We start from the raw sequence: 12,141 nt of genomic DNA, 5'->3' as shown, positions 1-12,141 counted from the left end.
GGTAGGCAAGACTAGTCGTCGGGTCCGACATTTCCCGGCGCCGGCGGCGGTGGTCGCAGGCCCGCCAACTCGTGCACCAGATCGCGTAGTTCGAGCAGCCCGATCGTGTCCTCCGGCTCACTCTGCGCGGTCTCCACCCGGCGCAGCCGCTCGGCCGCCAGCCGCTCCCCCAGCGCGGCGTCCAGCGGCAGGTAGGTCATCGCCGAGCGCGCGTTCGGCTCCAGCTCGGGCATCGCCGGGTGGTGCACGGCGACGTCGACCACGCCCTCCTCCCGGTCGACCTGGGCGACCACCCGCACGTCGGCCAGCCGGATCCGGTGCTCACCGAGGTTGACGGTCACCAGTGTCGGGTCGGGCACCGGCGGCACCGCGTCGTGGTACTCCCAGATCGCGTCCTCCGGCGGGGCGGCCGCGCGCCAGGCGTCGGTGTAGGGGCGCAGCCGGGGGTCCTCCTGACCGGTGACGACCAGCGCGTAAATGGCCCGCTGACCGCGTTCCAGCGAGAAGTGCAGCTCCGGGTGCAGGTCGGCGACCAGTTGGCAGAGCAGGTTCTCCACCCGGTTGGGCTCCCGGTCGCCGAGCGCGGCCGCGATCTCGGGCAGGTTGTCCAGCCAGCCGTGCCAGAACCGCTCGGCCAGCGTCGCGAAGTCCGGTCGGTCGGGGGCAGCGGCGGCGGGGCGGCGACGGAACCAGTTCACGACTCCATGGTGCCCGCTGTGGTCCGCAGGCCGGCGAGCACCACGGACAGCAGCCGGTCCACCCCCGCCTCGTCGGCGTAGACGGTGGTCGAGGCGACCGCGTGCCCGAGACGCAGCAGGTCGGCCGGTTCGACGTCGGCCCGGACCACCCCCGCGGCCTGCGCCGGGGCGAGCAGCGTGCCGAGGGCCGCGCGGAGTTCCCGCTTGCAGTAGGCGAACGTGTCCGAGTCCCGGTCCATCGCGGCCTTGAGCGTCTCGGCGAGCCCGCTGCTCTCCCGCGCCCAGCGCACCTCCTCGCGCAGCCACGCGGCCACCGCTGCTGCCGGTGGCAGCTGGTCGACCAGTTCGCGGGCGCGGGCGGCGAGCTGGCTGACCTCATCCCGGTAGACCGCCTCGATCAACGCGTCCCGGTTCGGGAAGTGCCGGTACAGCGTGCCGGCGCCCACCTTGGCCCGCCGGGCGATATCGTCCAGCGGCACGTCGACGCCGTGCTCGGTGAACGCGGCCCGCGCGGTCGCCACGATGCGCTCGTAGTTGCGGCGGGCGTCCGCCCGCATCTGCCGCGGCACGTCATCGGCCACGCCGACCCACTTTCAACCGGAGAGATTCTCCGGATAGTCTTGCGCATCCGGAGAGAGTCTCCATATGCTAACCCGAGTCCATCCGGAGACTCTCTCCGCTTAGGGGAACCTGCCTTGACACAGCTCACGTTGTCGCCCCCGGACCTGCGCCGGCCGGGACTCGCGCTCACGATCATCGTCGCCGCGCAGTTGATGCTGACGGTCGACGCCACGGTGATGAACGTGGCGCTGCCCAGGATCCGGACCGAACTCGGCTTCACGCCGGCCGGCCTGTCCTGGGTGATCAACGCCTACACCCTCGTCTTCGGCGGCCTGCTGCTGCTCGGCGGCCGCATGGGCGACCTGGTGGGCAAGCGCCGGACCTTCCTCGGCGGCGTCGCGGTGTTCACCGCCGCCTCGCTGCTCGGCGCGCTGGCCGACTCGGCCACGTTGCTGCTGGTCGCCAGGATGCTCCAGGGGCTCGGCGCCGCGGCGGCCGGGCCGAGCACGATCGCGCTGATCACCACGACCTTCACCGCGCCGACGGCCCGCATCCGCGCTCTCGCGGTGTTCTCCGGCGTGACCAGCGCCGGCTTCGCGGTCGGGCTGATCATCGGCGGCCTGCTGACCGAGTGGCTGTCGTGGCGGGCGGTGCTGTTGATCAACATCCCGCTCGGGCTGGCCATCCTGGCGCTGGCCACGCGCTACCTGGTCGAGCCCGCCCGCCACCCTGCCCGGCTCGACCTGCCGGGCGCGCTGGTCGGGACGGCCGGCACGGGATCGTTGGTGTACGGGCTGATCCAGGCCGCCGAACAGGGCTGGCACGCGCCGACGCTGGTCCCGCTGGTCGCGGGAGTGGTGCTGCTGGCCGGGTTCGTGGTGGTCGAGGCGCGGACCAGACAGCCGCTGATGCCGTTACGGCTGTTCGCCGACCGGAACCGGGCCGCCGGCTACCTCAGCGTCCTGCTCGGGACGATGACGCTGATGCCAACGTTCTTCTTCCTGACCCAGTACCTGCAGGAGGTTCGCGGGTACGGCGCGTTGGACACCGGCCTCGCGTTCCTGCCGCTGGCCGCCAGCATGTTCGCCATGTCCCGGCTGGTGCCCCGGTGGCTGCCCACCCACGGGCCACGCCCGATCACGGTCACCGGCGCGCTGCTGATGGTGGCCGCGCTGGCGTGGCTGACCCGGCTGACCGAGCACAGCGAGTACGTCCCCGGCCTGCTCGGACCGATGATCCTGCTCGGCGTCGGCGGCGGGCTGGCCTTCACCCCGCTGAACGTGGCGATCATGTCGACCGTGGCGCCGGGCGACACCGGCGCGGCCGGTGGGGCGTTGCAGACCATGCAGCAGGTCGGCGGGACCATCGGGATCGCAGTGCTGGTGACCGTCGCCGGGGCGGCCACCGGCGCCTCGGCGGTCGACGTGACCACCTCGGCACTCACCATGTCGACGGTGTTCGCGGCGGCGACCCTACTGGTCACCCTGTCCTTCCGCCGCCCCGCCGCGATGCCCTGAATGAGGCATTGACGACGCTCAACGTCCCGAATGGGGCATTCAGGGCAGTTGGCCAGGACCGGACACGAGTTCAGTCGGTGGCGCCCTTCGACCAGGACTCGGGGGGCTCGACGAAGGCCTTGCCGAGGTCGGTGGCCAGGCCGAGCGCGCGCCGGGCCCAGCGCTGCGACGCGCCGGCCAGCCCGCAGGTGGGCGTGGGCACCGCCTGGGCGGCGAGCACCTCCCTCGGGAAGCCCAGCCGGTCGACCAGCTCCAGCGCCGGGGCGGCGAGTTCGGCCAGCGTCGGCGGGGTCGCCGGCTCGGTGCTCGGCACCAGGCCGAAGAACAGCACCCCGCCGGCGTCGATGGCCTCGCCGAGCTGGTCGGTGAACGCGGCCGGCGTGCCGGCGAACAGCGTGGCGTCCACGGCGACCGCGTCCGCGCCCGCCGAGCGCAGCAACGCCACCGGCGGGCGCGGCGCGCAGCAGTGCACGATCACCGGCTGGCCGGTGGCCGCGCGGGCGGCGTCGATCACCTCGGCCAGCAGGTCGCGCGCGTCCGGCTCGGCCACCGCGGCCACGGTGCCCAGCTTGGACGGCGTCGGCAGCATGCCGGCGAGCACCGACGGCAGCGACGGCTCGTCGAGCTGGACCATGACCTGGATGCCGGTGCGCCGACGGAGCTCGGCGACGTGCGCCGTGAGCCCCTCGGCCAACGACTCGGTGAAGTCGCGCAGCGCGCCGGGGTCGGTGAGGATCCGGTGCCCGCGTGCCAGCTCGACCTCCGAGGTGAGCGTCCACGGCCCGGCGAGCTGCACCTTCACCACCGGTGGCGTGCCGCCTGCCCGCTCGAGCGCCTGCTCGAAGGCGTCCAGGTCGCGGCGCAGGTGGTCGGCCGCGCGGCGGTGCTCGGCGCCGGGCCGGGCGGCCACCCGGTAGCCGGAGGGCACCACCTCGACGGCGATGTCGACCAGCAGGCCCGCGGTGCGCCCGACGGTGTCCGCGCCGAGCCCCCGGCCGGGCAGCTCGGGCAGGAAGGGCAGGTCGGTCAGCTCGCCGAGGACGACGGTCGACGCCTCGAGCGGGTCAGACCCCGGCATGGAGCCGATCGCGGTCGCCGCGCCGAGCGGCCAGGGTTGGGTTGGCATCTGGTCAGTCTCGTCTACGGGCACCGGTCCCGCGGGACCGGTGCCCCTCCCCCGGCCTCAGTTTCGGCGCAGGCCAACCAGTTGCAACCCGGCCAGCGCGGCGACCGCCACCGCGAGCACGACCAGCACGACCACCCCGAGGGTGGTCAGCCCGCCGAGCATGGCGACCAGCACGCTGTCCAGCACCGAGATCAGGTTGATCACGACCACCGCCAGCGCGCCGCGGCGGTTGATCGTGGGCCGGGTGCCCAGGTAGAGCACGGCCGCGCCGTACCCGACGAAGAACAGGCCGGTGCCCAGCAGCACGGCGGCCGGGAGGCCGAGCGGGCCGGCGAGCACCCCGGCGAGCGCGGCGAGCGCCACGCCGGTGACGCCGGTGACGACGCCGTCGAAGGTGAGCGCGAAGCGGAGCAACGGCTTGGTGGTCGTTTCGGTAGCGGTGATCATCATGGTCCGACCATCCGTCGCCGGGCACTGCCAGCACCACACCAACCGCTGCCAACCACTGCCAGTCAGGTGTTATCGCAGGTCAGCGGGCAGACCGGCGCGCAGGTCCGCCGCGACGACCTTCGCCGCGGCGGCCTGCCAGTTGTGCAGCGTGCGCTCGGGCACCTGGTCGGCGAACCAGGACAGTGCCCGGCGGGCGACCGGGTCGAGGTCGGTCAGCTTGGTGCGCACGCTGTAGGGCCGGACGCCGACCACGTAGTAGAAGAACAGGGCGTTGTAGTGCCGCCACTCCTCGCTGGTGCCGAACTCGCCGTCGCGGGGCTTGAGCCGGGTGATCGTGTCCAGCAGCAGCGCCTTGAGCTCGGTGGCGCGGGCCAGCGGCGTGTCCGGCGCACCCCGCGCGACCCGCCGCTCGTCGATCGCGGTCAGCGCGGTCAGCGGGCTGGACACGAGCTTGCCGAGGTCGCCGTAGTGGCTCAGCGCCCGGCGGGTGAGCCGGGTGAACTCGGCGTCGCTCAACTCGGCCAGGGCGACCGTCTCGTCGCGGCGCGGGATGGCGTCGGCGACCTCCCGCAGTTCGGCGCGGGCGGCCCGCATGCCGGCCGGCAGGGCGAGCCGGTCGGTGGCCCGCTGGATGGGGCGGGCGAGCACCTGGACCGCGATCGCGGCGGCGACCACGCCGTGGCACAGCGGCGCGAGCCAGGCGCCGGTGAGCAGCATCGCCACCCCGACCTGCCCGCCGAACAGTGCCGCCGTGCCGCCGGCGAGCAGCAGCGAGTGCAGCATGTCGCGGCGCAGCGTCTGGCCCTCGTCGAAGCTGTCGGACACGGCGACGACCAGGCCGAGCGCGACCAGGTCGACGCCGATGGCGGTGAGCAGCCACGGCCGGGGCAGCACGCCGAGGCCCAGCGTCAGCAGCCCGGCGGCGAGGCCGACCAGCAACACCGCGACCAGCAGCGTGCCGGCGGCCCGGCGGCGCACGAGGTGGACCAGCCGCCAGCACAGGGGTGCCAGCACGGTCACCGCCAGCACGACCAGCGCCACCCCGCCGGTCATCCCGGCCACCGCGGCGAGCACGACCGTGACCGGCACGAGCCCGCGCCACCACCAGCGGTCGACCATGGCCGGCTCGTCCTCGGTGAGCGACAGCCGGATCAGCACCCCCGTCCACAGCACCGCCGGCAGGCTCAGCAGGACCGCGTGCGCCGCGGCGAGCGCGGGGCCGTGCTCGCCCAGCCCGTCGACCACGATGGCCAGCGCGTAGCTCAGCAGCCCCGCACCCGCCCGGCGTAGGGTCGGCTTGGTCGGGTCGCGGGCGATCAGGTACAGCCCGAGCCACCACGCGACCCCGAACGCGACCACATCGAGCACACCTGTCACCTCCCTGACCACGAGGATGTCACGATGCCCCACGCCCAACCGCCGTTGCCCGGCCCGGCCGACGTCCGCCGCGCCGCCGAGCGGATCGCGCCGCACGCCCGCCGCACCCCGCTGCTGCGCGCGACCGTCGACGGCCGGCCGGTGGTGCTCAAGCTCGAACAGCTCCAGCGCACCGGCTCGTTCAAGTTCCGGGGCGCGCTCAACGCGGTGCTCGGCGGGCCGACGCCGGAGCGGGTGGTGACCGCGTCCGGTGGCAACCACGGTCTCGCGGTCGCCACCGCCGCCTCGGCGATCGACCTGCCGGCCACGGTGTACGTGCCGCGGACGGTGCCCGATGCCAAGGCCAGGCGGATCGAGGCGGCCGGGGCCAAGCTGATCCGCCACGGAACCACCTACGCCGAGGCCGCGACCGCCGCGCTGGCCGAGGCGAGCGCGCCCGGCACGCGCTACGTGCCGGCCTACGACGACCCGCTGGTGATCGCCGGGCAGGGCACCTGCGCGGCGGAGGCGGTCGCCGATGCGTCCGATGTGGACTGCGTGGTGGTCGCCGTCGGTGGCGGCGGGTTGGCGGCCGGGACCGTGCTCGGCGCCGGCGGCCGGCCGGTGGTGACCGCGGAACCCGTTGGCTGCGCGGCGTTGCACGCGGCGGTGGCGGCCGGCCGGCCGGTCGACTCCACTGTGGACTCCGTGGCGTCCTCCGCGCTCGGCGCGACCAGGGTCGGCGAACTGCCGTTCGCGATCCTGCACCGGGCCGCGACCCCGGTGGTGGTGAGCGATCAGGAGATCCTGGCCGCGCGGGACCGGTTGTGGGAGGAGTTCCGGGTGGCGGTCGAGCCCGCGGGCGCGGTGCCCTTCGCCGCGTGGCTGGCCGGCCACGTCGACGCCGCGCTGCCCTGCCTGATCCTGTGTGGGGCCAACACCGACTGGACGCCGGCCTGACTCACGCGTGCTCGGCGCGGCGGATGACCGCGGGCGAGGAGCCGGTCGTGCGCTTGTAGGCCCGGGAGAACGCGGCCACCGAGTCGTAGCCGGCGCGGGCGGCCACCTGGCCTGGCGACAGGCCGTCGGTCAACAGCACGGTGGCCATCCGCATCCGGATCTCGGTCAGGTAGGCCATCGGCGTGCGGCCGACGGTCGCGGTGAACCGCTCGGCGAACACCGACCGGGACAGCCCGGCGGTCGCGGCCATGGTCGCCACCGACCACGTGCCGCCGGGGTCGCGGTGCATCCGCGCCAGCACCGGACCAAGGTGTGGATCGCGCAGCGCGCCGAGATAGCCGTTGTGTGGCGCGGATCGCAGCCAGATCCGGATGGCGTAGACGATCAGCACGTCGAGCAGCCGGCAGACCACCGTCTCCGCGCCCGGGGTGGCGTTCGCGGCCTCGTGCGCGATCGCGGCGGCCAGCGACCCGGCCGACTGTCCTGATAGGACCATCAGTGACGGGAGCTGTGCCACCAGTGGCTCATCCGGTTGGTCGAGCACCGCGGTACCCCACAACAGCAGCGACGGCGCGCCACCCCCGCCGTGGCGCAGCGCGGCGGAACGCCGGCCGAGTTGCCGGCGGGCCAACCCGGCGAGGTGGTCGGCCGGGCGGTCGGGTTGGTCGCCGATGCGGTACGCGCCACCGTGCGGCACGACCGCGAGGTCGCCGGGCATGAGCCACCGGCCATCGCCCGACCCGCGCAGCCAGCACCGGCCGGCGGCCACGAACAGAAAGGTCGGCTGCCCGTACGCCGGCAGGGCGACACCCCACGGCGCGGTGAGCTCGGCCCGCAGGAAATGCGCCGTTGACGGCCGTAAGCCAGCCAGCACTTCGGCCTGCGGGTCGGCCGATCGGACAACGGTCACGGTCAACGGATCATAGACGGCCGCAACCGCCTGCGGGACAACTAATCCACAGCGTGACCGGGATGGCCCAGCGAGCACAACCGCAGGGTCACCGGCCGCCGCGCGGCGCCCACTGTCGGCCTAACGTGTCCACAAAGGCGCTGACTGACGGTCGCCGGGCGGCTTCGGCCAGCCACACCGCGAAGATCCGGCGGGACCGCGGCGGTTCGACCGTCACCACACCGACGGCCGGCCGGGGCACCACCGCCACCCCGAGCCCGGCGGCGACGAGCGCGAGCTGGGTGGAGAACTCCGCGGCCTGGCACTTGTGCTCCGTCTCGGCGGTCGGGTGAGCTGGCTCCATGGCACCCCGACACCTGCTGCTCGCGCTCGGTCTGGCCGCGATCTGGGGCATCAACTTCGTCGTCATCAAGATCGGTCTGGACCACTTTCCGCCGCTGCTGTTCTCCGCGTTGCGGTTCCTGGTGGCCGCGGTGCCGGCGATCCTGATCCTGCGCCATCCCGGCGTGCGGTGGCGGTGGGTGGCGCTGGTCGCGCTCACGTTGGCGGTCCTCAAGTTCAGCCTGCTGTTCACCGGGATGTCCATCGGCATGCCACCGGGACTGTCCTCACTCGTCCTGCAGACCCAGGCGATCTTCACCGCGGTGTTCGCGGTGCTGCTGCTCGGTGAGCGGCTCAGCCGCCGGCAGGTGGCCGGGCTCGCGTGCGCGCTCGCCGGCGTCGGCCTGATCGCCGTGGACCTCGGCGCGACCAGCCCGCTTGGCGCGTTCCTGCTCGTGCTCGGCGCGGCCGCGCTGTGGGGCCTGTCCAACGTCGCCACCCGGCGGGCGAGCCCGCCGAACATGTTGCGGTTCATGGTGTGGGTGAGCGCGCTGGCCACGCTGCCGCTGTTCGCGCTGTCGGCGGTGGTCGAGGGGCCCGCGCGCGGCTGGGAGGCGCTGCGGACGGTCAGCTGGCCGGCGGCCGGCGCGGTGCTGTTCGTCGGCGTCATCGCCACGGTGTTCGGTTTCGGCGTGTGGGGCTATCTCATCCGGACCTACTCGGCGTCCACGGTCGCGCCGATCTCCTTGCTGGTGCCCGTGTTCGGCATGGGCTCGGCCGCCGTACTGCTCGGCGAGCGGATCACCCCGGTGCAGCTGGCGGCCGGGGCGCTGATCGTCGCCGGCGTGCTGACCGGGCTCACGCCCGCCCGGTCGCGACCCCGGGTCGCGGTGGTGTCCTGAGTGGTCCGCCGCCGGCACGGGCGGGAGTCGTGCCGGCGGCGGAGCTGTGGCGGCTCGGCGGTCAGGAGGCCGGACCGGCGGTCAACCGTTCAATGTGGACAGCACGGCGTCGTAGGCCGGCTTCTTGTTGTAGTTGCCGTCGAACAGCAGCGGGGTGTCGCCGGGACGCCAGGAGTACTTGTCGGTCACGCCCCAGACGGTGATGCCGTTGCACCGGGCCACCGCGAGGCAGGCCTGGGTGACGCCGCGGAACTGCTCGGCCTGGGTCTGGCCGGAGCCCGCGATGTCCAGCTCGGTGATCTGCACGTCGACCCCGAGGTTGGCGAAGTTGCCCAGGGTGGTGTGGTAGTTGTTCGGCAGCGGGTTGCCGCTGTTGAAGTGCCCCTGGAAGCCGACGCAGTCGATCGGCACGCCGCGGGACTTGAAGTCCTGCACCATCCGGTAGACACCCTGGGTCTTGGCGTAGTCCCAGCGGTCGATGTTGTAGTCGTTGTAACAGAGTTTGGCGTTCGGGTCGGCGGCGTCGGCCGCGCGGAACGCCTCCTCGATGTAGCCGTCGCCGAGGCGTTGCTGGAACACCGAGTTGCGCCGGCTGCCGTTCTCCTCGAACGCCTCGTTGACCACGTCCCACGCGGTGATCTGCCCGCGCCAGTGACCCATCACCTGGTTGATGTGGTTGACCGTGGCCGAGCGCAGGTTGTTGGTGTCCAGTCCGCTGACCCAACCGGGCAGTTGCGAGTGCCAGACCAGGGTGTGGCCGCGCACGGCCATGCCCTGGCCGCGGGCGTGGTTGAACACGCGGTCGGCGTTGCCCCAGTTGAACTGGTTGCGGTTGGGCTCAAGCGCGTCCCACTTCATCTCGTTCTCGGCGGTGACGCTGTTGAACTCCCGGTTCAGCACGGTCACGTAGTCGGATTCGCCGAGCCGGTTGGCTGAGACCGCCACCCCGAAGTATCTGCCGCGTTCTGCCGCGGCCGCGCCGAGCGTGGTCGCCGCGCTTGCCGGACTGGCGATCGTGACCAGCGTGGCCGCCGTCACGGCGGCCACCATCCCGGCGAACAACGCTGTCCTGCCGATCATGGCTGTTCCCTCCCTGCGCCACACTGCGCGATAACCCAAGTACGAACAGCAATGCTGGCCGGAGTATGCGGGGTAACCATTCGTTAGGTCAACAACCTAATTCCCGATACTTGCCACCCGCTGGAACACCCACTGAAAACCGCCACACCAGCGAAAACAACCCACCAAAAAGATCATTCCTGACGTGAAACCACCCCCAACTTCCGGCGATTTTCCGAAAGCAAGCCGAAACTCCGGAGCGGGCGGCTAGTACTGGCGCCATTCCTCGGTGGTGAGCCGCAGCACCCTCGGGTCGTCCAAAGTGGACGGTTGGGCGGCGGGGTCGGGGCGGCGGTCGGCGGGGAAGACCGTGGCCGCGTCCAGGCTCGGCCGGTCGAGGAACCGCAGCGGCGCCGGCGGGTCGATGCGCAGTGGCGGCGCGGGGCCGTCCTGCACGAGGGCGAAGCCCCAGTCGCCGAAGGTCGGCACGTAGACGTGGTACGGGGTCACGCCGAGACCGGCCGCGCGGATCGAAGCCAGCACGCAGTCGAAGGTCCTCGGCGCGAAGTACGGCGAACCCGCCTGCACCACCATCCGCCCGCCGGGGGCCAGCGCGCGCCGGGTCAGCAGGTAGAACTCCTGGGAGTACAGCTTCGCGGTGGCCGTCGAGTCGGGGTCCGGCATGTCGACGATCACCGCGTCGAACCGCTCCTCGGTGTCGCGCAGCCAGGCGAAGGCGTCCGCGGGCACGACCCGCACCCTCGGGTCGGCGAGCGAGTGCCGGTTGAGGTCGGTCAGCCGGGGGTCGTCGCTCGCCAGGCGCAGCACCGCCGGGTCGAGCTCGACCTCGACCACCTCGCGGACATCCGGATAGCGCAACACCTCCCGCAACGCCAGCCCGTCGCCGCCACCGAGGATGAGCACCCGTTCCCGCCGCCCGGCGAGCGCGGGATGCACGAGTGCCTCGTGGTAGCGGTACTCGTCGATGGAGGAGAACTGCAGATCGCCGTTGAGGAACAGCCGGGTGTCGGTCGGACCGCCGGTGAGCGGAGCCGACTGGGTGAGCACGATCTCCTGGTATGCCGAGGTTTCCGCGTGCACCACCGGGTCGTCGTAGAGCACGTCGCGGGAGTAGCGCAGGAACGCGTCGCTGCCGGCGAAGGCGATGCCCAGCACCGCGAGCACCGCGAGCGTGCCGGCGGCCACCGCGAGCCGGCGTTGCCTGGACACGGTTCTGGCGAACAGGAACAGCACCACACACGAGCCGGCGATCACGTTGACCATGCCGACCACCAGCGCGCCTCTTGTCTGGCCGAGCAGCGGCAGCAGGAGGAACGGGAACGCCAGCCCGCCGACGAGCGCGCCGACGTAGTCGGCGGCGAACAGGTCCGCGGTGGCCGAACCGGCGTCCTGGCGGCGGATCCGTTGCAGCAGCGTCATCAGCAACGGGATCTCCGCGCCGATCAGCAGGCCGACGAGCATGGCGATCACGATCAACGCCGGCCAGTACAGGTCCAGCCAGGTGAACGCCGCGTGCAGGCCGAGCACCGAGAGCCCGCCGACCAGCGCGAGCACCGCCTCGACCACCGCGAAGCTGGCCAACGCGCGGCGCTGCAACGGTTTGGCCGCCAACGAGCCGATGCCCATGGCGAACACCATCGTCGCGATGACCACCGAGGCCTGGGTGATCGAGTCGCCGAGCAGGTAGGAACCCTGCGCGACCAGCGCGAGCTCGTAGACCAGACCGCAGGCCGCACAGGCGAAGGTGGCGAACAGCAGCCCGGCACGCATCGCGCGGGTGCTCCTGGCTGGCCTGGTCATGGTCGTGCGGTGGCGATCGGCGCTGTGCTCAGATGATCGCCACGGCCACGATCGCCGACACCGCGAGGTGCGACGCGCCGCTGACGTACACCGCCGGGTGGTCCTGCTCCTCCATCAGGATGGCGCCGAGCCGGCCAGGCGTCACCGCGTCGATGACCACAAAGGACAGTCCCATGAGGACGAGTCCGAGCAGGCCGTAGGCCAGCGTGGACACGATGCCCACCGCCCAGTCGTTCTCACTGGCCGCGATGGCGGTGGCGACGATGATGCCGACGCCGATGAGGTTGCTGGCCAGCAAAATGGCGGCGTTGCGGTGGCGCTGGACCCATACCTGCTCGCGCAGGTTGCCCGGGGTGAGCAGGTCGACCAGCACGAAGCCGACCGCCATCAGCACCAGGCCGACCAGGCCGTAGGTGGCGGCGATGCCGACTTCGGAGAAGACGTCGGACATGGGTGGGTG

The 12,141-nt window shown here is 72.4% G+C and carries 13 protein-coding genes; 3 read left to right on the top strand and 10 right to left on the bottom strand.

The features are described from left to right. Window positions 1–11: 11 nt before the first annotated feature. The gene (locus ACYVIP_RS03080) at window positions 12–698 is read right to left on the bottom strand and encodes a hypothetical protein (protein ID WP_460391721.1); all 687 of its coding nucleotides are present in this window, start codon (window positions 696–698) and stop codon (window positions 12–14) included. Continuing rightward, complete coding sequence (locus tag ACYVIP_RS03075) at window positions 695–1,279, bottom strand: TetR/AcrR family transcriptional regulator (protein ID WP_460391719.1); 585 nt, start codon at window positions 1,277–1,279, stop codon at window positions 695–697. The genes ACYVIP_RS03080 and ACYVIP_RS03075 overlap by 4 nt, the downstream gene beginning before the upstream one ends. Before the next feature lie 114 nt (window positions 1,280–1,393). Between ACYVIP_RS03075 and ACYVIP_RS03070 the strand changes: the two genes are divergently transcribed. Next, a complete protein-coding gene (locus ACYVIP_RS03070; protein WP_460391717.1) occupies window positions 1,394–2,776 on the top strand; it encodes an MFS transporter in 1,383 nt (460 codons plus the stop codon). 70 nt (window positions 2,777–2,846) lie between these two features. Here the strand turns inward: ACYVIP_RS03070 and ACYVIP_RS03065 are convergent, their stop codons facing one another. From ACYVIP_RS03065 to ACYVIP_RS03055, 3 genes are all read right to left on the bottom strand, one after another. Next, entirely contained in the window at window positions 2,847–3,902 is a 1,056-nt protein-coding gene (locus tag ACYVIP_RS03065) for a methionine synthase (RefSeq protein WP_460391715.1), read from the bottom strand. A gap of 57 nt (window positions 3,903–3,959) precedes the next feature. Beyond that, on the bottom strand, window positions 3,960–4,352 hold the full coding sequence (locus tag ACYVIP_RS03060; protein ID WP_460391713.1) for a hypothetical protein: 393 nt from the start codon (window positions 4,350–4,352) through the stop codon (window positions 3,960–3,962). A 69-nt stretch (window positions 4,353–4,421) separates the two neighbouring features. Then, window positions 4,422–5,720 (bottom strand): hypothetical protein, encoded by a 1,299-nt coding sequence (locus ACYVIP_RS03055; RefSeq protein WP_460391711.1) that lies wholly within the window; start codon window positions 5,718–5,720, stop codon window positions 4,422–4,424. Between the two features lie 33 nt (window positions 5,721–5,753). On the opposite strand from ACYVIP_RS03055, the gene ACYVIP_RS03050 reads away from it, so the two are divergent. Further along, on the top strand, window positions 5,754–6,668 hold the full coding sequence (locus ACYVIP_RS03050; RefSeq protein ID WP_460391709.1) for a serine/threonine dehydratase: 915 nt from the start codon (window positions 5,754–5,756) through the stop codon (window positions 6,666–6,668). 1 nt (window position 6,669) lies between these two features. Here ACYVIP_RS03050 and ACYVIP_RS03045 read toward each other — a convergent pair whose 3' ends face one another. Then, the gene (locus tag ACYVIP_RS03045; protein ID WP_460391707.1) at window positions 6,670–7,578 is read right to left on the bottom strand and encodes an AraC family transcriptional regulator; all 909 of its coding nucleotides are present in this window, start codon (window positions 7,576–7,578) and stop codon (window positions 6,670–6,672) included. Between the two features lie 88 nt (window positions 7,579–7,666). Beyond that, the gene (locus ACYVIP_RS03040; RefSeq protein ID WP_460391705.1) at window positions 7,667–7,921 is read right to left on the bottom strand and encodes a LysR substrate-binding domain-containing protein; all 255 of its coding nucleotides are present in this window, start codon (window positions 7,919–7,921) and stop codon (window positions 7,667–7,669) included. Between ACYVIP_RS03040 and ACYVIP_RS03035 the strand changes: the two genes are divergently transcribed. Then, window positions 7,920–8,801, top strand: a complete 882-nt coding sequence (locus tag ACYVIP_RS03035; protein WP_460391703.1) for an EamA family transporter — start codon at window positions 7,920–7,922, stop codon at window positions 8,799–8,801. The two genes, ACYVIP_RS03040 and ACYVIP_RS03035, sit on opposite strands and share 2 nt — an antisense overlap. Before the next feature lie 81 nt (window positions 8,802–8,882). On the opposite strand, the gene ACYVIP_RS03030 is transcribed toward ACYVIP_RS03035, so the two are convergent. From ACYVIP_RS03030 to ACYVIP_RS03020, 3 genes are all read right to left on the bottom strand, one after another. Continuing rightward, window positions 8,883–9,881 carry an endo-1,4-beta-xylanase gene (locus ACYVIP_RS03030; RefSeq protein ID WP_460391701.1) on the bottom strand — a complete coding sequence of 333 codons (999 nt, stop codon included), beginning with the start codon at window positions 9,879–9,881 and terminating at the stop codon, window positions 8,883–8,885. Window positions 9,882–10,127: 246 nt separating this feature from the next. Then, window positions 10,128–11,681, bottom strand: coding sequence for a polyamine aminopropyltransferase (locus tag ACYVIP_RS03025; RefSeq protein WP_460391699.1), 1,554 nt, complete (start codon window positions 11,679–11,681; stop codon window positions 10,128–10,130). 28 nt (window positions 11,682–11,709) lie between these two features. Then, window positions 11,710–12,132, bottom strand: coding sequence for a DUF350 domain-containing protein (locus ACYVIP_RS03020; RefSeq protein WP_460391697.1), 423 nt, complete (start codon window positions 12,130–12,132; stop codon window positions 11,710–11,712). Between the last annotated feature and the right edge of the window lie 9 nt (window positions 12,133–12,141).

It is taken from the genome of Actinophytocola sediminis, assembly GCF_054779715.1.
Note: the sequence above shows the minus strand (reverse complement) of the source record. Positions and strands in the feature narration are given on the sequence as shown.